Source organism: Psychromonas sp. (assembly GCF_047632955.1).
In the GTDB taxonomy this organism is placed as follows: Bacteria; Pseudomonadota; Gammaproteobacteria; order Enterobacterales; family Psychromonadaceae; genus Psychromonas.
The window spans coordinates 301,969-326,350 of sequence record NZ_JBLIED010000002.1; the positions used below are offsets into that span (position 1 = coordinate 301,969).

Consider the following 24,382-nt stretch of genomic DNA (forward strand, 5'->3'; position numbering starts at 1 on the left):
GATTTTGTCTGATTTGCGCTGATTATCGGCTAAAAAGCAGTAACATTCTTTGTTTTTTCTCAAGATCAGGCACAAAAAAATGTTTTTATCGTCACATTTTTGTAATGAAAAGTCTTTATAATAACTTAAATTAAACAGGAGAAATAATATGAAATCTAATAGAAAAACCTTACGTAACAAACACATCTGGTTTTCCGTGTGGAATGCCAAAAACCTTCACGCAACTCCTAAATGCGACGCAGTTTACCGCCCGACTCGTGTTTCAACTAAATAAAAATAGTCGCTAAAGTGTAAAAGAATCATCAGCATCCTATTTTTAAAGCACTAAGTCGCATTTTAAATTATTTCCCTGAAGGAGCCGGGAAACAGACAAAAACCAAATAATCAATGTGTTACATGATGAATTTAAAACCGCCATCATGTTATAACTCATTGATTGAAATAAATCCCTCTCTTCACAAGTCGAACTTAATCCACTCTAAAACCGTTATTACCGACGGAAAATAGTGAAACTTTCATTCATTTCACTGTTATTTTCCATCGATTTGTCATCTCTATTATGCGCCGTTTAAGCAGCAAATTTTAAAAATAAAGGGCTTACTTGTCCGGAGCCTTAATTTATTAAGCGAGTTCATCGGAGACAACTTTATAGATGGGATCTTCAATAATATTAATCTCAACCAGCACCCCGGCTTTACTTAATAGCTTGCGACAGTCTTTACTAAGGTGGCGAATATGTAGTTTTTTGCCCTCTTTGACATAACGATCCGTTAATACACTGATAGCTTCAATGGCAGAATGATCGGCAACACGCGATTCGGCAAAATCAGCAATAACGCAGCGCGGATCATTTGTCACATCAAACAGGTCCAGAAAATGACTTGTCGAACCAAAAAATAATGGGCCGTTGATTCGATAAGTTTTTTCTTTTTTATCTTCACTAATGACTTTTACTGCATAAATATGTTTAGCATGCTCCCACGCAAATACGAGCGCTGAAACAATTACCCCGACAAAGACGGCAATGGCCAAATCTGTCGCGACTGTCACGCCTGTTACTAAGATAATAACAATCGCATCTTTCTTTGGTACCTTACGCATCATCTTAAAGGACGCCCACTCAAAGGTACTTAATACCACAATAAACATCACGCCAACTAATGCCGCAATAGGAACTATCTCAATTAAACCGGAAGCAAATAAAATAAAAGCTAACAGTGTTAGTGCTGCTGTAATACCCGATAAACGACCGCGGCCACCTGAATTAATATTAATCATCGACTGTCCGATCATTGCACAACCGCCCATACCACCAAATACACCATTGACCATATTCGACGCACCCTGTGCGATACATTCTTTATTAGCACGACCACGGGTTCCGGTCATTTCATCAATAACAGTCAGGGTTAATAGGGATTCAATAAGACCTACCGCCCCCAATATGAATGAATAAGGTAAGATAATCATTAAGGTTTCCATTGAAAATGGCACCATTGGCAATGCAAATGTTGGCAATGAACCGGCAACGGTAGCGCTTTCATCACCTGTCATAGTGCGCAGGAAGTCAACAACAGTACGCACCTCTAAAGCGGGAATAAAATAGACTAATAATGTAACAACAACAATCGCCGCCAGTGTTGACGGTATTGCAGAGGTAAATTTAGGTAGAAAATGAATAATTAACATCGTAAGTAGTACTAAAGCAAGCATGGTATATAACGGTGCACCCTGCATCCATCCAAGTTCTCCCGCATCATTTAATACTTTGAATTGCCCCATTTGCGCTAAGAAAATAACAATGGCCAAACCATTAACAAATCCTATCATCACTGAATGTGGCACCATGCGGATGAATTTACCCAGACGGAAAACACCAAAGGAAATCTGCAGCAGACCGGCGAGTAAAACTGCTGCAAATAAGTATTCAACACCGTGCTCAGCGACAAGAGCAACAATAACGATTGCCATCGCACCTGTTGCACCGGAAATCATTCCCGGACGCCCGCCAAAACAAGCGGTTATTAAACCGACCATAAAGGCAGCATACAGACCGACCATAGGTTCAACACCCGCAACAAATGCAAATGCAACCGCTTCTGGTACTAGCGCAAGGGCAACGGTTATACCCGAGAACAGATCGTTTTTGACACTACTCTTATCAACATGTGGAAATTCAAACACGGCTTGTAATCCTTAATGAGTACAAATAGTACCCACTATGACTTAATGGGACGCTATAATAAATTGGTCGCAGATTATAGCTAATTTTGCGATCAACATCAAAAAAAAATTCTCTTTAACATTTACTGAGAAACCCGCAACCGACATTCAAAAAAAACAAAATTAGTCTTATTATTCAATAATTTAATTATTATTTTTTAGAGCATTTTTACTGTTCTGATCTTTCAATGCTCAACATTAAAAATAATGCCCATTAGTTTACCCGTTGTGTTTAACTTTTCCGGCTAATTTAAGGCGACTTATAAGCTATTGGTATCTAAAAATAACGATTCTATTCGGGTTTTATAACTGACAGATGAATGCTCGCTTTTTGAGACGATTTATCTTGTTTGTGTACTTTCGCTTGCAGTGTTTTGCTGCAGTTTTGCAGTTTGAAGAAGTCGCGATCTTTAAACGGCCAAAGTTAAGTCAGTAAAAGACAAGCCGCGCTGAGCATTTTTTGATCCTGCACTGCCCACCTGTTTTTCATTCATTCTAAAAACATCTACAGGAAGAAAGTAGTCAGAGTGACGCTTAAAAAGAGCGTAAAGTTGACTTTTAAATTACAAAAATGCGACCGGTGTAGTCAACAGCTCCACGTTAACCCACCAAAGCATGATCTGTATCAATATCACTTTAGTTCCCCAAAGGAGAAGCCAAAAACATTGACTTATCATTCACTTATAGATGACGATTAATGATAAGGAGAATTAAAATGAAAGATTTACTTTTACACTTAGTTAAGTTTAGCTTTTTAATACTTATATTGGTCATGGGTGGTTGTCAGAAAGATAATACGACTGTTATGGATGACTCTGTTGTAGATAACACTGTTATGGATGTGCCACTTGACAGCCGTATTCTTCCTAGTGCCGCATCTTTTCTAGCGGCTGCCAGCGGCAAGGAAAATGAAATTACCGTGGATAATTTGATTTTTGTCAACTCAGTCTTGGGTATTAATGAGGTGCAGGGGACACCGCAGGATATCTATGGAGATCTCTGGGTTCTATTGCGTGATGACTACGGACTGCCCATTCTTGATGAAAATGGTTGCGAACAGCCTTTAGCAAGTGAACCAATCGCAGTGCTTGACGATCAAGGCAAGCCCCTCTTGGATGAAGCCGGCATTCCTATCGTTACTAACATCGTTCCTATGCTAGCTGAAGAATGTCAAGTGGATCCTGAGTTTGAAAGCTACACACTGGAAGTGGATATCGGGCGAATCAACGTAGTGCGCAGTTCAGCCAATAACCCCGATGTTTTAGCCCGCTCCCTAGCTGAAGCTATCACAAACATTAACGCTGCTGATTCAATTTCCCTTGACCTTGCTGGTCGCTTGATACTGACCACCAATACAGAAATTTTGGATGAGCTAACCGGAGAAACTACCACCCTCAGCGAAGACTCTACCATCGATTCACCACTGGAGAATTTAGCCTTGTACATGGCTTTGATAATTGAGGGACGTATTGCCGGCTACGGAATAGAAACAAGGGGAGAGGAAGGAGAAATTATCCCGGCACCCTGGCTTGAAATTCGCTCTGATCTTGCGATGGGAGACCTGGCCTACTTGCGTGACGGTACTCCTGGACGCGACAAAGGAATTGATCTGTATAATAACTATGCTGATTTTTCAAGCGTAAGCTATGACAGTAAGGAGCGTTATCACAAGACAAGTATCGATTTTGTCCAGTATAATCTCAACTATGACGAGGTCATGGATCCGCGTGTTTATTTCGACGCTACAGCCGATGTTTGGGAGCGGGTCCTTGATAGCGAGGATTTCTCTGGAACTAATATAGTAGCCTTCGCCAAGTTGGCCGATGATGCGCGTAAAGTTATCACCTTTATGCATAATATCATTCAGGATCTTCCCGTTGATAATGACATTGCCTCATTGCCTGCCGTTGCACCCTTCACGCTGACAGGTACCGATGATCCGGCTAATGATCCGCGTGTGTTAGACAGCGCCGCCTCTTTCCTAGCAGCCGCAATGAGCAAAGAAGTCCCGTTAACTGTCGATGCGCTGATTTTTGTTAATAATGTGCTCGGCATCAATAAGCTGGACGATATAGCGCAAGTGGATCTTTTCGGTGACCTGTGGATACTTCACCGTGATGAAAATGGGATCCCTTTACTTGATTTGAACAATTGTGTAAAGCCCGTTGCTTCTGAAACGTTAACTATTATTGACGAAGAAGGGAATAATATCGATACCGATATTGTTCCTATGGTCGTAGAAGAATATATGGATGGCCTTAGTAAATGTGCTGTGGTAGCCGGTTATGAAGAATACGTACAGGAACTCGAATTGGGTCGTCTGAATCTTGTTCGCACCGCCATGACCAACCCTTATGTGCTCAATCGACAGCTTGTCGAAGCGATCAACGATATCAACACTGCCACCATGCTTAAACGAGATCTTGGTGGACGCCTGATCTACAGCGTACCCGTCAAGGATGAGAATGGAGAAATCCAAATCGATGAGGATGGTTATGATATAACAATGGACAAAACCATCGATTCACCATTGCAGAACCTAGCCCTTTATAAGGCACTCATGGAATGGGGTAAACTGGAAGGCACCGTTACTGTCAAAGAGAAAGGAAAGGAAATAGACGTTTATATTAGTCTTAGTGATCTCAATATTGACGAGCACGGTTTGGGTTATTTAAAAGATGGCGGTGTTTTTATTGGCGGTATCGCTTTAGGCTCAGACAAGATTTATGCAAACTTTAGTGGTTACGGGCATAACTCCCAGGGTGAGTATAAAGGGCTCGATGTTGAGTACGTTCAGTGGCACGATTCAAGCGAAGCAGATTTCAGCTTTACTTACACTGATGAGACGCAAGACATTTGGGAGCGTGTACTCAGGGATAGTGATACTAGCGGTATTAACGATGATGAAACAGATACCGATACTAGCAATATAGCGGCTTTCACTGAGCATGCCGATGACGCGCGCAAAGTGATAGTTTTCACCCACAATATCATTCAGGATATGCCTGAATAATAGTAATAATACTGTCCCCTGAACGATAGGGGGCAGTCACATAAAGCACTTTCATTTTTGTGACCTACTATATTAACCCAATCACAGCCCCTGCTGGCTTAACCATTTTATTCAAAGTTTTTATGAAACCTTTTGCCCTGACGGTGTGTTTCCTCTTGCTAAAACAGTCATTCATCACAACAAAAATGGATGGGAATTTCCGTAGCCGCATTGGTTTGCTATTCTAGTAGATTGAATTGAAATGAAATTAATCTTTTTAAAATAAAAGACCGGCCCTGCGCCCTAAGCCACCTGTTTGGATAATAATTCCATTTTATAAACAACAGATAAACCTGACCAGAAGGCAATTAGTGATGTCCCAACTTGAAACAATGACTGAATTTGAAAAAATGCAATTAGGCTTGAAATACGACGATTTTGGCCCTGAATTAACCGCACTTAAAGAGACTGCATTCAACTTATTACAAAAAGTTAACCAATGTCCATTCGGTAAATCGTCTCCCTTTTTCAAAACCTTATTAAAAAGCATGACTGTAAGCAGCTTTATCTGCCCCCCTTTTCGCTGTGAATATGGAAAAACAATTTCGATAGGTTCATCGAGCTTTATCAATATGGGCGCTACCATGTTAGATAACGCCCCCATCACTATCGGCAATAATGTATTGATTGGCCCAAATGCACAGTTTTACACCGTGTCCCACCCCATTGATTACCGCAGACGTAGAGAATGGGAAACAATATGTTTGCCGATTACCGTGGAAGATGATGTCTGGATAGGTGGCAATGTAGTGATTTGTCTGGGGGTCACCATTGGAGCGCGCTCGGTGGTGGCCGCAGGTGCAGTGGTAACTAAAGATGTAGCACCCGATACTATGGTCGGAGGACAACCCGCAAAATTGATTAAACGTCTGGATTAGCAATCAGATGCCGCATCGATTATTCGTAAGCTTTCGCTTGGAGGGCTATTTCTCGTTCCCACGCTCAGCGTGGCAATGTTGATACTGAGGTGGTGCGTTAAAAAGTGGTAGGCAGTACAAGAATAAAAAACGTGTTGGAACTGCACTGTGAGTTATGCGGCAACATAGTGTCACGATCGGGCTAAGCTCTGTGTGACCTGTTTGCTGTTAAAAGAGCATGACTCTCTCGAACTGCGAAACTACGTCTCGGTTTATCATCGTCTACACGCCGTCAAGGGCGGAAGACCAACAATAAAAGTTACAAGCAAAAGCCTACGAAGAACAGATGCGATATCGCCTAGATTACAAATTCATTAAGATTCCCGATTAAAACATTCCGAGAATGACGATGATAAATAAACGAAGAAAAAGCGGAATATCCAAATTTTTTTTAGATAAATCAAACCAATACGGCTACGGATTCCCCGTCCATTTATCTTGTAATGAACAACTGTTTTAGCAAGTGGAAACATGGAGGTTTCCACTAAGTTCGGCATGCACAGGGACGTACATTCCGAACTGGTGCGTTAAAAACAGATAGGCAGTGCAAGATCAAAAAATGGCTCGGGGCAGCCTTTCTTTTGGTTACTTTTCTTTGGCCGTTGAAAGAGCATGACTCTCTCGAACTGCGAAACTGCGTTTCGGTTTCTCATCGTCTACTCGCCGTCAAGGGCGAAAGACCAACAATAAAAGTTACACCAAAAGCCACAAGCGAAAGCTTACTTATCCCCAATGCGGCATCGTCTAGGTTACAAACTCATTAAGATTCCCGATTAAAACATCTCGAGAATGACGATGAAAAAAAAGTGGCCACATACAAAATACTGGTCACTTAAGTCGCCAATAATCTTGGTTGCCATGTTGCTGCGCTAATATATTGAATTGATAATGAAATATAAGTGGATATCCAACCTTCTAGAATTTAAATAAAATCAGTCTGTTAAAACTCAAAATTAAAAACCTGATCCTCTTAATTCATCTTTTTATAACAAATTATTAACAATTATATTAAAAAATATTTATACTACTCCAATACTTAAAAGTGTGACGCAGATCAACTAGGTGACAATTTCTGTCACGTTAGTAGGATTTTTCAATACTGACCTATTCAGGAGAAACAATGAACGCTGTAAAAATTATCGATAGAAAACAAGTTAGACCTACAGACGCGTATCTCGAATACAACATGGAACCAAAAACAATTGCATTCAGCACTATAACGATTGTTCAGCAAATGATGGATGTTGATGCCAATATTGCCGGTAATGTTCACGGTGGCTCAATCATGAAATTAGTCGATAATACTGCTTGTATGGTGGGTATGCGTCATACCGGAGGTAATGCCGTCACAGCATCTCTCGACCGCCTAGACTTCCATTCTCCAGTGTATGTAGGTGATATTCTAAGAATAAAAACCAGTGTCAATTATGTTGGCTCTACTTCAATGGAAATTGGAGCTCGAATTGAAGCCGAGTCAGTTTTAACAGGCGAAGTCCGCCATACTGCATCAGCCTATCTCACATTTGTTTCTCTCGATCCGGACGGAAAACCGCGTCATATTCCACAGATAATTTGTGAAACAGATAGAGAGAGAGAACGTTTTTCAGCGGCATTAGAACGTAAACAGAAACGTTCTAATGCTAGAAAAGAAGCAAAGGAACGAGCACAAAATAAAAAGTTACCAACTGAATAAAGCACCTAAATATCTTAAAAATAAAATGCTGCTACGAAAATTCCCGTACGTTTTTCTTGTTTTCTCGATGACTTTAGCAAAGGAAATCAGGATTACTATGCAGCGCAGTCCAAAAGTCACCAAATCATCTAGGTTTCCAACTCATTAAGATTCCCGATTAAAACATTCCGAGAATGACCATGAGTATTTATTTATCGACAAAAGTCCCCTGCATAGAGTTAACTCTCTTCAACAAAAACATATTGCTTATCCAGCTGACTATAACCCGCCCCGCTACCTTTACTGACATGAATCTGCTTATTAATCCGCTCCTTAAGCGCTTCAACATGGGAAATCACTCCAATCAGTTTACCCGTTGCGTTTAAGCGCTCCAACGCATCTAGGGCGATTTCTAAGGTATTAGCATCTAAGGTGCCAAAGCCTTCATCTAAAAACAGCGATTCTATCTGGGTTTTATGACTGACCAGATTAGAAAGCGCTAAAGCGAGGCCTAAACTCACTAAGAAACTTTCCCCGCCGGACAGGGTTTTTACATCCCGTACGGCATTCGCCTGCCATAAATCAATCACCTGCAGTGCTAAGGGTTCATCAATATTGCGCTGCAGCTGATAACGCTGATGTAAATCCGCCATCTCTTTATTAGCCAGATAAACCAGGTTGTCCAGGGTTAAACCCTGCGCAAAGGTTCTGAATTTACTGCCGTCTGCTGAGCCGATCAGTTTATTGAGCATCGCCCACTGCTCGGCACTGTCTTTTTGTTGCAGCTGTTCGTCGAGCAGCGCCTGCTGCTGCGCTTTTAAACGAAGATCTGCCTGCAGCTTGCCTCTTTTCTCCACCAGCTGTTCACCGATAACCTCGAATTTTTCCTGATTCACGACAAGCTCATTTTCTAATACGCTTTGCTCTTTTTCAGTCACCTTTAAACCAAGATGTTTTTCAAGGCTCTGCTGCGCCGAACTTAAACGGGTTTTCTCTGTGAGTAACTGTTCATGCAGCTGTTTTTGCAACGTTAGTAACGCCTGTAGCTGCTCTTCTGCTAAACGCGCGTTAATAAAGTCGTTCTGATTTGTAAAAGGACTGGCGGTTAGCTGTGTTTCGAAAAGTCTCAACAGTGTCTGCTGGTTACCCTGCAGCTCGGCAAGCGTGTTTTTCTGCTCGGTAAGCTGTCCGGATAAACGCGCTGATTGCCCCTGAACAGAGTGCAGTTCGGTCATCGCAAGCTCCAACTTGCGCGACAGTTCATTTTTTTCAGATTCAAGCAGCTGACGAATCAGCAATTGGCTTTGATTGCCAAATTCATTCGTTCGTTGCTTAAGCTGCTCGGAAAGCTGCATTTGATTAGACTGCCATAATGTCTGCAGCTGCTCTAATACATTTTTCTGCTGTCTATACTGCTGCTCCTGCAGTGCTATTTCATGAGCTTGTTTGTCGATGAGGCTTTGCAGGGTAATGCTTTGCGTCTGCTGTGACTGGTACAAAAGAATTAAATTCTTCTGATTTTCAAGCCACGCTGCCGGATTGTTAAATAATTGCTCTACTTCAGCCTGCTTGTTTAATAACTCATCAGGGAGCTGGCGGCGGATGTCCTGCTGATTTTCGTCAAGTTGAGATGAAAGCGCCTGCTGCTCTTTGGTTAATCGCTGCTGTTCATTATCAGCAACCTCATGCTCGTTATTAAGCTGCTGCAATAACCTTTCATGGTCATTGGCTTTTTGCGTTAGCGCCTCCATCACCTCCCGTAAATCAGGAAGTTGCTCATCGATTTTCTGAACTTGTTGGTGTAGCGCTTCAATATCAAAACGTTGCTTTTGTAAGCTATGGGTTAATAAAGATAAATCCGCAAAACTGCTCTGCTGATAGACAAACTCAGATAAATAAGCGCTATTTTTCCATTCATCGAGCTGATTTTCAAACAGCTGATTAAGCTCCGCTACCTGAAGACGATACGCTGCGAGCTGCTTATTATCTGTTTTTATCTGATTTTTAAGATCTGAATACTGCTCTCTGAGACTCTCCAGATGCTGCTCTTGCAGCGATAGCGCGGTTTGCGTTTCAGAAATATCCACGGGCTGATAATCGCTCACCGAGGGGTGTTCAATGGATCCGCATAAAGGGCAAGGCTGCTTTTCCTGTAGCAATTTTTTAAGATCGCCCAATTGGGAAATAACTTGATCTTGTTTTAACAGCTTTTGCAGCGCAGGCAGTGCACTTTTACACTCCAGACCTTGCTGCTCACTGACCTTTAATGTCTGTTCATTACCTTTAATGTTTTGCTCTAATGCAGCGCTGTTTTTGTGCAGCGCGGCTAATCTTGCAGTTGTATCATCGAGCTGCTTGGTTAAGGACAAAGCTTGCTGGTTTTGAGACTGTTGATCATAGAGCGCTGTCAGCTGCGTATTAAGCTGCGCAGCGCGACTAAATTGCGCACTTTCCAATAATAACTCTCGGTGCTGCTGGTGTTGCTGCAGGAGCAGCTGCTTTTCATGCTGAGCTTGTGCACTAAGCTTGACCTGCTTATGTACATTCAGCAGTTTATTGTGCAGCACAGTTTGCTTTTTCTGCAAATCAGAACTGGCTGAGACAGACTCTTTTAACTGTAACTGCTGCTTAATATACAAAGAAAACTGCTGCTCAATGAGCGGCAGACTTTCCTGAAGCTGATGCGCAGTCTGCTGCGTTTGTAATGCCTCATTTAAGGTTGTTAAGGCCAAATTATCGCTATTTTGTTTAACTGACAGAATATCCAGAGTCTGTTTTGCTGTAACGGCTGTTTTTGTCTGCTTGTCGACAGTCAATTTTTGTTCGCTGCACTGCTTGGTTAACTGCTCTATCGCTAAATCTAAAGGCAGCAGACGTTCATTGAGTTGTTTCTGGCGAAGCGCATGGTTTTGTTGCAGGGACTTCTGCGACTGCGTTAGCGTTTCAACGCTGTTTTTATTCTCTATTAACTGCGTTTGTAATATCTGTTTTTTTTGCTCACTGGCGACTATTAACTGTTCGCCAGACTTGATCTTCTGCGCGTTTAACAGCTGGCTCTGGTAAGGCGCCTCAAGCAGTTTAGCCTGCTGTGCCAGTTCAATCTGCTGCTGTTTATCTTTAAAATCAGCGATCGACTGCTTACAGTTGTTTAACAGTGTCAACTGCGCTTCTACCTGCTGTTTTAATGTTTGTGCGTTTTTCAGCCATAATAAAGCGCCTTCGATATCTTTTAAGTCTGTTTGCAGAGTCTGTTTATCGGCGGCAAGCAGCTTAACCTGCTCATTTAACGCTTCAACCTGCTCGGGTGAGAGTACTTCTAAAACATCTGCTTTTTTGATTAATAAATCTAATTCCGCCTGCGCCTGTTTATTACGTTCAAACACATGCTTGGCGATTTCACAATAAATCTCAGTGCCGGTTAACTCTTCCAGCAGTTCCGCGCGATCTTTAGTATTGGCGTTTAAAAACGCGGCAAAACCACCCTGCGCAAGCAGCATCGATTTTGTAAAGCGGGAAAAATCAAGTCCGGTCAGCTCAATCACCTGCTTTAATACTTCGCTGCTTTTAGTGCAAAGTACATCGCCTTCTATGGTGCTTAATTCACAGATAGGCGCCTGCAGTTTTCCGGCTGCACTTTTTCTGGCTCTTTTTTGCTCCCAGAAAACACGGTAGCCTTCACCCTTGACGCTAAATTCTACTTCAGCCGAACACTCTGAGGTGCCACGTGTCATCAATTCATTTTTACTTTGGGTAATTCGGTCCAGCCTTGGCGTCTGCTGGTATAAAGCTAAACATATTGCATCTAGAATGGTGCTTTTACCTGCCCCTGTCTGTCCGGTAATAACAAACAGACCGTTTTCTAAAAAATCAGCATCCTGAAAATCAATTTTCCAATGACCTTTTAATGAATTCAGGTTTTTAAAACGTAAAGAAAGAATTTTCATGATTTATGCTCCACTTCAGAGCAGACTTCGGCAAACAGTGTGGTTAACTGCTCTCTCTGCTGGTCGCTGTAACTGTCTTCGATTTCTAAACGATGCTGAAAAAGATCCGCCGGGGTTAAATTGTCCAGCGTTGATTTATCCGCTGCCTGATACTGGTTTTTTTCATTAATGGTCGGACTGCTGATTTTTAAAATCTCTATTTCACTTTCCTGCACCTGTTCATTCAATAACGCATGTACATCGGAAAGATAAAAAGCCTGCTTGAGTTTGACCTCTACCCAGGCACTTTGACCGTCTAACTCTTTTTTAAGGTCTTGTAACTGCGCAGTGACAGATTCCAAATCGCCGCTGATAACCAGCATTTTCTGAAAAACAGGGATCTCTGTTTCATTAACGGTTAAAGCATTATCTGTATCAAACTCAATAATATTAATGTTTTTCTGTTGTTTGGTTTCATCAAAGCTCAAGGGAATCGGACTGCCGCAGTAACGGATATGGTCAGATTTCTGCACTTTTTGCGCACGGTGGATATGCCCCAGGGCAATATAGTCAAAAGCAGGAAAGAGCGCCGCGGGGAAAGCGGTCAGTGTGCCGATATAAATTTCACGCACCGAATCAGAAACACTACAGCCCACCGCGGTCAGATGGCCGGTTGCAATAATAGGAAGGGTTTGACCATTACACTGCGCATTAGCAAGATCAAAGATCGATTGATAGGTGTCTGCGATGCCCTGTTGCAGAGAAATCTGTTTATCCGAGGCCGAACTGCCCTGAACACTTTTCATTACGTCTGCGGCCCGTAAAAAAGGCAGTGCGCAAACTAAGGCCTGAGTTTTTTGCTGCGCATCCTTAAGCTCGATAATGTGTTCCGATAAATCATCATTTAATCCGGCTAATACAGAAACATCTAATGCTTTTAATAAATCTTTGTTTTCATTGAGCACGGCCACACTGTCATGATTCCCGGCCATAATAATGATCTGCCGACAGCTGCTTTTTTGCAGCCGGACAATAAAGTCGCTGTATAGCTTGCGCGCGTAGGAAGGGGGAGATGCGCTATCAAAAATATCGCCGGCAACGATTAGGGCGTCTATTTTTTGCTTATTGACCACTTCAATTAACCAGTTTAAAAAATGTAAATGCTCTGCTTCTCTGGTTTTCATCATAAAATACTGGCCAAGGTGCCAGTCTGAAGTGTGTAATATCTTCATTAATGTGTCCATTGCTTAACGGTAAAGGATTTAGTCCGCTTAAGTTTACCCACTTAAGACATAAAAAACCGTTTTGAATAATAAACCGAGGAGTTTAGTTAAGAACAATAACCGATATCGCCCAGAGGTGATCCCCATCATTACTCACCTTTAGATTATTATGGGTACCTAAGCTGTTTAGTAATCCAGTGCTTATCAAGCTTCTAGCTAAAAAAGTCTCCTTGTTGCGTAAAATAGGCGTTAATTAAAATAAGATCAACTTGCTTAGCAAACGAGCAAACAGAAATAAAATCACTTTTTCCCTTAAAGATAAGTAGCGACAATCATCGATATCCGCGCAGAGGTGATCCCCATCATTACTTACCTTTAGATTGTTATGGGTACCTAAGCTGTTTAGTAATCCAGTGCTTATCAAGCTTCTAGCTAAAAAAGTCTCCTTGTTGCGTAAAATAGGGTTAATTAAAATAAGATCAACTTGCTTAGCAAACGAGCAAACGGAAAGAAAATCACTTTTTTTCTTAAAAAGGAGTTGACGACAATCATCGATATCCGCGCAGAGGTGATCCCCATCATTGCTCACCTTTAGATTGTTATGGGTACCTAAGCTGTTTAGTAATCCAGTGCTTATCAAGCTTCTAGCTAAAAAAGTTTCCTTGTTGCGTAAAATAGGGTTAATTAAAATAAGATCAACTTGCTTAGCAAACGAGCAAACGGAAAGAAAATCACTTTTTTTCTTAAAAAGGAGTTGACGACAATCATCAATATCCGCACAGAGGTGATCCCCATCATTGCTCACCTTTAGATTGTTATGGGTACTTATCCTGTTTAGTTATCCTGTGCTTATCAATCTTTTAGCTAAAAAAGCCCTGTTGTTGATTAAAATAAGATCAACTTGCTTAGCAAACGAGCAAACGGAAAGAAAATCACTTTTTTTCTTAAAAAGGAGTTGACGACAATCATCGATATCCGCATAATGCGCCCCATCGAAACGACGACTGCCTCGGCAGTATGAGTTGAGATGATTAAGGTAGATGGCTACATAGCTCAGTTGGTTAGAGCACATCACTCATAATGATGGGGTCCCAGGTTCGAGTCCCGGTGTAGCCACCATTTACCTTAGTTGCGGAAGTGGCGGAATTGGTAGACGCGCTAGATTTAGGTTCTAGTATCGCGAGGTGTGAGAGTTCAAGTCTCTCCTTCCGCACCATTCTTTATTTATATAAAGAATTACCAAAGAGAAGAAATCTCGTTAAAATAACAGTTGGGATATCGCCAAGCGGTAAGGCACCGGGTTTTGATCTCGGCATTCAGAGGTTCAAATCCTCTTATCCCAGCCACATTCTCTGACACGTGTAAACGGGTTGGAAAACTTGAAGAAGTCTAAACTTAACAACTGGATATAGCTAAGCAGTAATGCGCTGAGAGTGTTAATCACGATCTCGGCATTCTGAATGGCGAATAAAAGAGAAGTAATCTCTTTAAAATAACAACTGGGATATCGCCAAGCGGTAAGGCACCGGGTTTTGATCTCGGCATTCAGAGGTTCAAATCCTCTTATCCCAGCCACATTGATGCGGAAATGGCGGAATTGGTAGACGCGCTAGATTTAGGTTCTAGTATCGTAAGGTGTGAGAGTTCAAGTCTCTCTTTCCGCACCATCTTTTACTACGGTAAAAGAATAAATGAACCAGCTTATTGCTGGTTTTTTTATGCCTGTAAGAAAGTAATGAGCAGGTCAACAGATTAGGTTCAGCTGTTCCTCAAAGTCAGCGCAAGGTGTGAGAGTTCAAGTCTCTCTTTCCAGCCCCTCTTTTACTTCCTTGATAGAGGAATAAATCAGCTTATTGCTAATTTTTTTATGCCTATAATAAAGTCAAAGACACCTCAGATTAGGTTCAACTATTTCTCAAGGTACGCGCAAAGTGCAAGAGTTCAAGTCTCTCTTTCACCCCCCTCTTTTACTACCTTCGGTAGAAGAATAAATTAGCTTATTACTGGTTTTTTATGCCTGTAATAAAATCAAAAAAACCACAGATTATTTTCGGTTGTTCCTCAAGGTACGCGCTAGGTGTCAGTATTCAGTCTCTCTTTCTTCGGTATTTTTTACTGCGCAATCTGTCAATAACAAAGCTGATTACTCTTATGCTTTTTATGCGATTGATGGTTTATGAGATTTCTGATAAAAATAACAACAAAATCAAAGTTAAATGATAAAACGACCTTGATTAAGTTAAAAAATAGAGAATATAGACACTATTTTTTCAATGCGTTAGATCACAAACTCAAATTTATATATACTATTCAAATTATGCATTTATGGGATCTTTAATGCTGATTATATTATTTTTAATAAGGATAAATCAGAAAGAAAAAAATATTTAGAAAAATAATTACTGATCCGTTTCATACAAAAGAGAGAATTATTTTGAGCGTCCAAATCCCCGATATTTCAGTGGTTGTGCCTATTCATAACGAGAGTGGAAATTTAAAACCTCTTATAGAAGGCATCGCTAATAACTTACAAAATTGCTGCTATGAAATCATTTATGTCAATGATGGTAGTACCGATAACAGCCGTAACGAACTTCAACAATTATTGACTAAATTCCCCTCATTACGCGTATTTCATCATGATCATGCATGCGGACAAAGTCGCGCTATTATAACGGGTATACGACAGGCCAAAGCTCCCCTTATTATTACACTCGATGGTGACGGTCAAAATGATCCGGCTGATATTCCCAATTTAATCAGTGCCTTTTCACAAAGTAACGATCCTGCATTAGCGATGATTATTGGCCACAGAAAAAATCGCAAGGATACATCATGGCGTCGTTTTAGTTCTAAATTTGCACTCTGGGTTCGAGCAACAGTATTAAATGATAATATTCCAGATACAGGCTGCGGGATTAAAATTTTCAAACGTTGTGCCTTTTTAAATTTACCGACCTTTACGCATATGCATCGCTATTTACCGGTGTTATTTCGTAACGAAGGTTACAGTGTCTCTTCGTTAGCAGTGAATCATCTAGATCGTACACACGGTATTTCCAATTACGGCACATTAGATAGATTATTTGCCGGTATTTATGATGTTTTAGGTGTTCTTTGGCTGACTCGTCGAACCCATCTACCTAAAATTGAAGTTGAAGATCCAAACAGTAAGGCTTCTCTAACGGCAGGTAATAAAAAGGATATAAGTTAATGTGGGAATTTATGAAAGATCCTTGGGTTATCGCCGGATTTATTGGTCAAATAATGTTTTCTTTGCGCATGCTAGTGCAATGGTGGGCCAGTGAAAAAGCCAAAAACAGTATTATACCGGCGCCTTTTTGGTATCTCAGTATTATTGGTTCATTATTTTTATTCTGTTATGCAGTACATCGGGAAGATCCGGTTTTTATCGTCGGTCAATCGCTAGGGCTTTTTATTTATATTAGAAATATCACTTTGATGATCAGTTATAAGCGAAAATTATCAGCATTAGAAAATGCCGACAAGGATCAATCATGAATCTTTCCCAAGATCGACAACCGTTATTTTTAGCATTTTTATTAAGTTTTTTGCTTATTGCATTAAATTTGTACTTTCGTCCTATTTTCCCTCTCGATGAAACACGTTATATCTCTGTTGCCTGGGAGATGTGGCAAAGTAACAATTGGCTAGTCCCGCATATCAATGGCGAAACTTACGCCCATAAACCCCCTATGATGTTTTGGTTAATGAACCTTAGCTGGGCCATATTTGGCGTTAACGAATGGAGCGCGCGTATTGTAGTGCCTCTGCTGGCTTCTCTTAATTTTATTCTTATTCGCCGTTTATCTTTATTAATCTATGATGATAATACGCAAGCAGCAAACTATAGCCCTCTGATTTTATTGAGCTTCACCGGTTGGTTCTTATATGTCCCCATGTCAATGTTTGATCTTTTATTAACGGTTTTCGTATTGAGTTACGTCATCTGTATTTGGCGTTTTGCACAAACCCAGCGCTGGTCTTTCATTTTCTGGGCAGGCGTCAGTTTAGGCATAGGAATGCTGGTCAAAGGACCAGTTATTCTTATTTATACTATTACGGTATTTATCCTGTATTTCATGTGGCGCAGAGAAAACATGATATCTACCGGGAAACTGCTTAAAGCGGGGCTAATTTCATTAATTTTAGGGGGTGTCATTGTTTTATCCTGGGCCATACCAGCAGCCATTGCAGGTGGAGAAGAATACGCTCAGGCAATATTCTGGGGACAGTCTGCAGGACGAATGAAAGACTCCTTCGCACATGCGCGTCCTTTTTATTGGTTTGTAATGATCCTGCCAATATTATTATTACCCTGGATATTTTTAAGGGGAATGTGGCAAACAAAAAATTGCTTAAATTTATCAAAAAATGACCGATTTTTACTGGCTTGGTTCTTTTTGGTGGTGCTCATTTTTAGTTGCATCAGCGGTAAACAGATACATTATGTGTTCCCGGTATTCCCCGCATTAGCGATTTTTTTAGCGGCAAAAGTGGATATTAAAAAATTTAGGAAAGAGTCGTTTTTAGCAATAATATTATTACTGTTAGCGGTATTAATATTTTCAGGAAATCTCTGGGTAGCGAAGGCTTTTCCCGTTGCGCAAAACCCGCAAATTAATATACTTTGGGGCATTGTTCCATTATTTTTATCGGCTTTAATGCTTTTATCTGAGAGGTTAGGAAAGCATTACTTTAAATTAGTTTTAATCTCTTTTCCACTAGGCATATATATACTCATACCCGCTTTATCGAGTGTACTTACACAAATTTATGATGTGACGGAAACGGCAACTTTTATTCATCAAAAACAGGAAAAAGGGATTGTTGTTGCCCATATGGGGAAATATCATAATCAGTTTCAATTTTCCGGACGACTTGAGCAGCCGTTAGTCATATTGGATCAAGATCAATCCCAGCGGAATAACTGGTTAAAGGCTCATCCTGATGCTTTAGTCATTTTAACAGTGAAAAAAGCGGATGATTTTTTAGTTGAAAAAAGTGAATATACCCATCCATTTCGCGGCCGCTTGCACATTATCATTCGAGCCGAGTATCTCAGCCAGTGGTATAAGCAACAGACCAAATAGACAGATTGAGCTTATCGAAGCGGCTCTGCGGTTGGAATTCACTGAGCAAGGTTTAGGCGCTCTGCCTTTCCTTGCCCAGCATTTTATATTTATAAACCCTGACTGTACTGAGCGTTGGTTGTAACAGTTACTCTCTGTTCAAGTTGCTGTTGCGCTCCCTCTACACCTGCCAGCAGGTTTTCAAAGTGTTTAATCAAAGCAACCTTATCCTGCCGCGCTTTTGAACCGGCGCCAATATCGGTTAAATCAATAAAAAACTCATCGAATAAATCGGCAAAATCTGTCACCACGTCAAAATTTAAGAATTGTTCATCATTGTAAATACTCGGGTATCCGCCCTTCTGTTTATCAACCGCAAAAGAGAATCCTTTTACATTGGTGATGGTTGTCGCTTTTTCACATTTCAGCATACAGCCATCTTCAATGCTGGGTTTATTACAACCGACGGTTTGCTGGAAAAAACACTGTCGGCTGGTCATCATTAAAATAGGATGATAGATACTGTATAACAGCTTAAAGTTTTCCGGACGGGCGATATTTTTAATCTGATTGCGATTAATTTCATTAGAAATAAACGCACCTGAACAATTAAGCTCTTCCTGCAGCGTCATCAGGGCATAGGAATTGGTAGTATTTAAAAACGGCCCCGCTATCCAATCGATATTCAGAGCATTTGCCTGATAGGCGATACCGGTATTATTAGTCACTATCCGTTGAGGTTTTACCTGCTCTAAAATTTTCACCGCTTCCAGGTAATCTTTGCCTATTAATACGGCCGGGAACCATGGAATCAATCTCGGATTTTGTAAAAAGAGTTTAATAAACTTGGTGCAGTTCTTTTTAAAGCTTTCCGGTAATTTAAAATAGATATCAGCGTCGGTCACATCACAGAGGTGCAGATCCTTTTCATTACTGATCAGTATTGATAAGGTTGGTTTGCCCTCTTTTTTAGGATACTTTTTAAGCGCCGGTAGAGTGACGGGTGGAATAATTTCAACGGAATCATTTAATAGAAAAGCGACTTGCTTTTTGATTCGAGTAAGTTCTTTAAAAGGCAGGCTCAAACCGGAATCAAATTCCTCAAAATCAAAATCTTGAAGATTATATTCACCGTTTTTAAAACTTTTGAAACGTTTTTCAATGGCAGCCTGATCAACCGAGGATTGATCTGCCGCTATTAATTGCATGGCAGACTCAACCACAAAGACTTTTTTATCTTTATTAACGGTAACCACTAACGGCTTATTCAGTTTTGCTGAAAAAGCCATTGAAACGGGCGTTTTGACAATGTTCAGATGTTTGATTTTTTCGGCAACCAAGCTGCCTATTTCATTTTTTTCCGTGGAAAGTGTTTGTTGAACCTCTTGAATCTGTACTACCGATATTGCATTTTCTTTGTCATTAGCATGCTGAAAACTGTTATCACGGGGATTATCGATAAACATATCTTTGGTGAGATTACCTTTCAAGAAGGAGTTGGTAAAATCACGGTTAAAGACTTTATAAAGATTAGAGTCATCTTCTAATAATTTACCGCTTGTTACAAATGCATCGATCTGCTGACGCCAGGTATCGACCACGGTATGAACATACTGAGCCCCTTTAATGCGCCCTTCAATCTTTAAGGAGTCAACACCTGCATCAACCAATTCAGGCAGATCAAAATAGGCTGAATTATCTTTTAAATTAAGCGGAAATTTATTACCCGCAGCGGTGATTTCATACTCATCGCGGCATGCCTGACTGCAACGACCACGATTACCTGAGTTACCAACACTGACGGAGCTTGAATAACATTGCCCGGAGAAAGCAATACATAAAGCGCCATGCACGAAAACTTCGGTCAGCACCGCTTTCTCATGGGCAACTGTCGTTAAACTTTTTATTTCGCCAAGGTTCAATTCGCGTGACAAATTCGCTCTGGTTGCGCCTATTTTAGCGAGAAACAAGATTTGCCCTTCATTATGGGTAGTCAGCTGCGTTGAAGCATGTATTTTAAGGCTGGGAAAATGTTTCTTGACCAGATTAAACACCCCTAAATCCTGCACAATAATGCCGTCAACACCGGTATTAACCAATTGATTAAGTAATTTAACGATACCGGCTATTTCGTGCTCTAAAATCACAATATTTAAGGTTAAAAAAACTTCACACTGATATTGATGGGCAAGCCCAATCACACCGACTAACTCATCAAATGAAAGATTGGCTGCGCGGTTGCGCGCATTAAAAGTATCTAAACCGCAGTAAACGGCATTTGCACCCGCCATAATAGCGGCTTTAATCGCGTCTACATCACCGCCGGGGGCCAATAATTCAATTTTTTGTTGGGTCACGAAATCACTCTCTTTTATAAGTTACTTATATTTTGGAGGCGATTCTACCCGTATAGAGTATGCATTGCTATCAATTAGGAATTAGTCGCATCGCCAGCGCCTAAAGTGAGCGCTGACGATCAATACTAATCCCTAAATTGCTTTAATGTAAGTTAATGATTAGCGGGACTTGATATAGGGTATACCAACGGCTTTTGGCCCCACCGCTCGGCCGATAAAACCAGCAAGTAACAGGACAGTCAGGACATAAGGTAGCACCTCAATCAACTGCACCGGTATTTCACCAATAAAGGGCAGTTCAGCGCCCTGCAAGCGGATAGCCACTGCATCTAAAAAGCCAAACAGTAAACAACCGAATAACACAGGAACCGGACGCCATTTGCCAAAGATCAATGCCGCCAGTGCAATAAAGCCTTTACCTGCACTCATATTAGGCACAAAACCGGCACTGTGTGCCGTTGATAAATAAGCCCCGGCAATCCCAGTTAACAATCCCGTCACCAGCAATGCTCGATAGCGGATCCAGGCAACCGAGATACCTGCGGTGTCTACGGCATGGGGATTTTCTCCCGCCGCCCTGAGGCGCAGTCCGAAGCGAGTTTTGTAGATCACCCACCAGCAGATGGGCACGGCGAATAAAGCCACGTAGACAAGAAGATTATGGCCGGATATCAGCTCACTGTATAACAAACCCAGTACTGGTACATCGGCCAGCGCATCTGCACCGGGAAGTGTGATCGGCAGGAAACGTTGCGAATCAAGCAAGGCAGGCGTCTGCCCGCCAAGACCAAACCAATAACGGCCCAGAGTAACGGTCAAGCCGACGGCTAACATATTGATGGCTACGCCGGATACAATTTGATCACCTTTGTGGGTAATGGATGCAAATCCGTGCAGCATAGACAAACTACAGGCAACGGCGATGCCGCTGAGCAATCCCAGCCACACAGATCCTGTTACTGAAGCCGCTGCCGCAGCTGCAAAGGCGGAAAACAGTATTTGACCTTCTAGGGCAATATTGACGATTCCGGAACGTTCAGAAAAAAGCCCTGCCAGTGCCGCTAATATCAGGGGGGCTGATACTCTTAAGGTGGCGTCTAATATTAAAATCAGATTCTCATACATAATTTAAGTCTCCGAATTTATTTGCTTAAGGGATAATTTTTTACGCTCATCTAGGTAAAAAAATAGATGCTCAGCGGGTTTTACCAACATAAAAGCAAGTGCACCGCTAAATAAAACCACTAAGGCCTGTACTACCTGAATCATCTCCCGGTCGATATTCGGAAAATCAAAGGACAGCTCAGCCCCGCCCTGATAAAGAATACCAAACAATAAACTGGCCAGAATAATACCAACGGGATGACTACGACCGATAAGGCAAACCGCAATACCGGTAAAACCATACCCCGCCACAAAATCCAGTTTCAACTGATGGCTATAACCCTGCACTTCATTAATGCCTAACAAACCCGACAGCGCACCTGAAATAAGCATCACCACTATGGTCAGTTTTTTATAATTGATGCCGCCATACTCAGCGGCCGTGGCACTGGATCCCATAGCGCGAATCGCATACCCCCAACGAGTGCGCCATAATAATATCCACACTAACAAGCAACAGAGCAAAGCAATAAAAAAGCTCAGATTCATCGGTGAAGATTCAAATGACCAACCGAACCAGGCGGCCATCTCATGGAACATAGGCAACTTGGCACTGTCTTCAATAATACGCGATACCGGCGCCATCTGCCCGTCGAGCTTAAACACATTGACCATTAAATAGACCATCAATGAGGAAGCAATAAAGTTAAACATAATAGTGGTAATAACAATATGGCTGCCGCGATAGGCCTGCAAATAGGCAGGTATTAATGCCCATAATGCGCCAAAAGCCATACTGGCAAACATGGTAATGGGTAAAAGAGCCCAGAAAGGTAAGGTGCTATCGAGCGCCAGACAGGCCATGCCGACACCAAGCCCGCCCATGTAAGCCTGACCTTCGCCGCCGATATTAAACAGACCAGCGGAGAAAGCCACCGCCACCGCGAGCCCGGTAAACATAAAGTTAGTCGCGTAATACAATGTATAACCTATGCCTTCCTGATATCCTAAAGCACCGCGAATCATTACCTGGGCAGCTTCAATGGGATCCACATCCACGGCGATAAAAATAATAGCCGAAAATGCAAAGGCCAATAAAATATTAATCATCGGCAGGACAAAAGCATTTACCCATGCGGGTATTTTTGAATCATTCATTGCGCTTCTCCCTGCAATTCATCGGGTATAATATTGGCCATCATCATGCCAAGAATTTTCTCATTGGCTTGTGCGGCACTTACTTCACCGACAATATGGCCATCAAACATAACAATTATCCGGTCAGCTAAGGTCATAATTTCTTCCAACTCCACGGAAACCAGTAAGATCCCTTTATCTTGGTCACGTAATTCAACGATACGTTTATGAATAAACTCTATTGCACCGATATCCACGCCGCGTGTTGGTTGGCCAATCAGTAATATATCGGGGTTTTGATCCACTTCGCGCGCAATAATTAATTTTTGTTGATTACCGCCGGAAAATAATGAACTGCGCAGTTTGGGGTTTTGCGGACGAACGTCCCACTCCTTCATTAATCGGGCACATTCCTTGGTAATAACCTTTAATTTATTGAGTATTTTACCGTTATATTTAGGCAGGTTCTGATAACCAAGCAGAGCAGACTCTTCGGCAGAAAAAGATTTTATCAGGCCCATTGACAATCTGTCTTCGGGAATATGGCCGACACTTAATTGACGAGTACTGTCCGGCGTTGCCGGATGAGCCGCATCTATCGTGGTATCGCCAATAATAATGCTGCCGCTAGTCGGGGTTAATAAGCCCGCTAACATATTGATTAATTCAGATTGCCCGTTGCCGGAGACACCCGCAACACCGACAATTTCACCGGCTTTAATGTTTATTGAAACAGACTTTAGACGATCCACGCCCATCTGATCCGTGTAAGTCAGCTTGTCCGTTGATAATAATATTTGTTTAGGATGAGCAACCTTTTTATCAACTTTTAACCTTACCTTGCGCCCCACCATTAATTCAGCTAATTCTTCTTTATCCGTATCCGATGTTTTTCGGTGGGCGACCATCGCTCCCTGACGCATAACCGAAACATTATCGGTTGCCGCCAGAATCTCTTTTAATTTATGGGTGATCAGGATAATGGTCACCCCCTGATCACGCAGTGCATCAAAGATATTAAACAGGTGCTCTGTTTCCTGAGGGGTTAATACCCCTGTCGGTTCATCTAGAATAAGAATTTTAGCGCCCCGATATAACGCTTTTAAAATTTCCACCCGCTGCTGTAAACCAACGGGCAGATCTTCAATCAACGCATCAATCGGCACATCAAGTTGATATTCCTTGGCAAGACGTTCGAGTTCAGTACGCGCAGCGGCTAAGCTAGGTTTTAATAACAGGCCATGTTCAGCGCCTAAAATCACATTTTCAAGCACACTGAAGTTATCTATCAACATAAAATGCTGATGCACCATACCAATGCCATAACTGATGGCTTCCTTAGAACTTAACAGTTTGCGAGGGATGCCTTCAATTTTAATCTCGCCGGCATCAGCCGTATAAAATCCATAAATAATATTCATCAAAGTGGATTTTCCCGCGCCATTTTCTCCGATAATACCGTGAATGCTGCCGGCGGGCACCTGCAGGTCAATATTATTATTGGCGTGAACAGCACCGAATTTTTTATCAATACCGTGTAACTCTAAGGCAAACTTTTGCTTATTTGTAGCTGTAGACATCGCTATTTCTCTTTGCTGGTACTATTTATAGCTAATCTGCCTGAAGCAGTAAGATTGGCTATAAATACTTAAAAAAGCTCCCTTACCGTTGCGGATAAGGG

General features: G+C 41.6%; 14 protein-coding genes and 5 tRNA genes. 11 read left to right on the forward strand and 8 right to left on the reverse strand.

Annotated features, from left to right (window positions below; genetic code table 11):
* Positions 1-621: 621 nt before the first annotated feature.
* Positions 622-2,184, reverse strand: coding sequence for a SulP family inorganic anion transporter (locus tag ACJAZP_RS03035; RefSeq protein ID WP_415229257.1), 1,563 nt, complete (start codon positions 2,182-2,184; stop codon positions 622-624).
* Positions 2,185-2,938: 754 nt separating this feature from the next.
* Here ACJAZP_RS03035 and ACJAZP_RS03040 point away from each other — a divergent pair.
* From ACJAZP_RS03040 to ACJAZP_RS03050, 3 genes are all read left to right on the forward strand, one after another.
* Entirely contained in the window at positions 2,939-5,236 is a 2,298-nt protein-coding gene (locus tag ACJAZP_RS03040; RefSeq protein ID WP_415229258.1) for a hypothetical protein, read from the forward strand.
* A 371-nt stretch (positions 5,237-5,607) separates the two neighbouring features.
* Entirely contained in the window at positions 5,608-6,153 is a 546-nt protein-coding gene (locus ACJAZP_RS03045) for a sugar O-acetyltransferase (protein WP_415229296.1), read from the forward strand.
* Between the two features lie 1,159 nt (positions 6,154-7,312).
* Positions 7,313-7,885 (forward strand): acyl-CoA thioesterase, encoded by a 573-nt coding sequence (locus ACJAZP_RS03050; RefSeq protein WP_415229259.1) that lies wholly within the window; start codon positions 7,313-7,315, stop codon positions 7,883-7,885.
* Positions 7,886-8,103: 218 nt separating this feature from the next.
* Here the strand turns inward: ACJAZP_RS03050 and ACJAZP_RS03055 are convergent, their stop codons facing one another.
* The 3 genes from ACJAZP_RS03055 to ACJAZP_RS03065 form a co-directional block, all read right to left on the reverse strand.
* Positions 8,104-11,808, reverse strand: coding sequence for an SbcC/MukB-like Walker B domain-containing protein (locus tag ACJAZP_RS03055; protein WP_415229260.1), 3,705 nt, complete (start codon positions 11,806-11,808; stop codon positions 8,104-8,106).
* Positions 11,805-13,019: an exonuclease subunit SbcD gene (gene sbcD / locus ACJAZP_RS03060; RefSeq protein WP_415229261.1), complete on the reverse strand. Its 1,215-nt coding sequence runs from the start codon at positions 13,017-13,019 to the stop codon at positions 11,805-11,807. The genes ACJAZP_RS03055 and sbcD overlap by 4 nt, the downstream gene beginning before the upstream one ends.
* A gap of 244 nt (positions 13,020-13,263) precedes the next feature.
* Positions 13,264-13,815 carry a hypothetical protein gene (locus ACJAZP_RS03065; protein ID WP_415229262.1) on the reverse strand — a complete coding sequence of 184 codons (552 nt, stop codon included), beginning with the start codon at positions 13,813-13,815 and terminating at the stop codon, positions 13,264-13,266.
* Between the two features lie 237 nt (positions 13,816-14,052).
* On the opposite strand from ACJAZP_RS03065, the gene ACJAZP_RS03070 reads away from it, so the two are divergent.
* The 8 genes from ACJAZP_RS03070 to ACJAZP_RS03105 all read left to right on the forward strand — a co-directional run bounded on the left by ACJAZP_RS03070 (position 14,053) and on the right by ACJAZP_RS03105 (position 18,124).
* A tRNA-Met gene (locus ACJAZP_RS03070) sits at positions 14,053-14,129 on the forward strand.
* Between the two features lie 12 nt (positions 14,130-14,141).
* Positions 14,142-14,226, forward strand: a tRNA-Leu gene (locus ACJAZP_RS03075).
* A gap of 55 nt (positions 14,227-14,281) precedes the next feature.
* Positions 14,282-14,356, forward strand: a tRNA-Gln gene (locus ACJAZP_RS03080).
* A gap of 154 nt (positions 14,357-14,510) precedes the next feature.
* Positions 14,511-14,585 (forward strand) — tRNA-Gln (locus tag ACJAZP_RS03085).
* Between the two features lie 7 nt (positions 14,586-14,592).
* Positions 14,593-14,677: transfer RNA gene (locus ACJAZP_RS03090), tRNA-Leu, on the forward strand.
* A 767-nt stretch (positions 14,678-15,444) separates the two neighbouring features.
* Positions 15,445-16,224 carry a glycosyltransferase family 2 protein gene (locus ACJAZP_RS03095; protein WP_415229263.1) on the forward strand — a complete coding sequence of 260 codons (780 nt, stop codon included), beginning with the start codon at positions 15,445-15,447 and terminating at the stop codon, positions 16,222-16,224.
* Complete coding sequence (locus ACJAZP_RS03100) at positions 16,224-16,532, forward strand: lipid-A-disaccharide synthase N-terminal domain-containing protein (protein WP_415229264.1); 309 nt, start codon at positions 16,224-16,226, stop codon at positions 16,530-16,532. The genes ACJAZP_RS03095 and ACJAZP_RS03100 overlap by 1 nt, the downstream gene beginning before the upstream one ends.
* Positions 16,529-18,124 (forward strand): ArnT family glycosyltransferase, encoded by a 1,596-nt coding sequence (locus tag ACJAZP_RS03105; protein WP_415229265.1) that lies wholly within the window; start codon positions 16,529-16,531, stop codon positions 18,122-18,124. The genes ACJAZP_RS03100 and ACJAZP_RS03105 overlap by 4 nt, the downstream gene beginning before the upstream one ends.
* An 89-nt stretch (positions 18,125-18,213) precedes the next feature.
* On the opposite strand, the gene ACJAZP_RS03110 is transcribed toward ACJAZP_RS03105, so the two are convergent.
* From ACJAZP_RS03110 to ACJAZP_RS03125, 4 genes are all read right to left on the reverse strand, one after another.
* Positions 18,214-20,460 carry a peptidase U32 family protein gene (locus ACJAZP_RS03110; protein WP_415229266.1) on the reverse strand — a complete coding sequence of 749 codons (2,247 nt, stop codon included), beginning with the start codon at positions 20,458-20,460 and terminating at the stop codon, positions 18,214-18,216.
* Positions 20,461-20,619: 159 nt separating this feature from the next.
* Positions 20,620-21,585, reverse strand: coding sequence for an ABC transporter permease (locus ACJAZP_RS03115; protein ID WP_415229267.1), 966 nt, complete (start codon positions 21,583-21,585; stop codon positions 20,620-20,622).
* 3 nt (positions 21,586-21,588) lie between these two features.
* Positions 21,589-22,722: an ABC transporter permease gene (locus tag ACJAZP_RS03120; RefSeq protein WP_415229268.1), complete on the reverse strand. Its 1,134-nt coding sequence runs from the start codon at positions 22,720-22,722 to the stop codon at positions 21,589-21,591.
* Positions 22,719-24,281 (reverse strand): ABC transporter ATP-binding protein, encoded by a 1,563-nt coding sequence (locus ACJAZP_RS03125; protein WP_415229269.1) that lies wholly within the window; start codon positions 24,279-24,281, stop codon positions 22,719-22,721. The genes ACJAZP_RS03120 and ACJAZP_RS03125 overlap by 4 nt, the downstream gene beginning before the upstream one ends.
* Positions 24,282-24,382 lie beyond the last annotated feature (101 nt).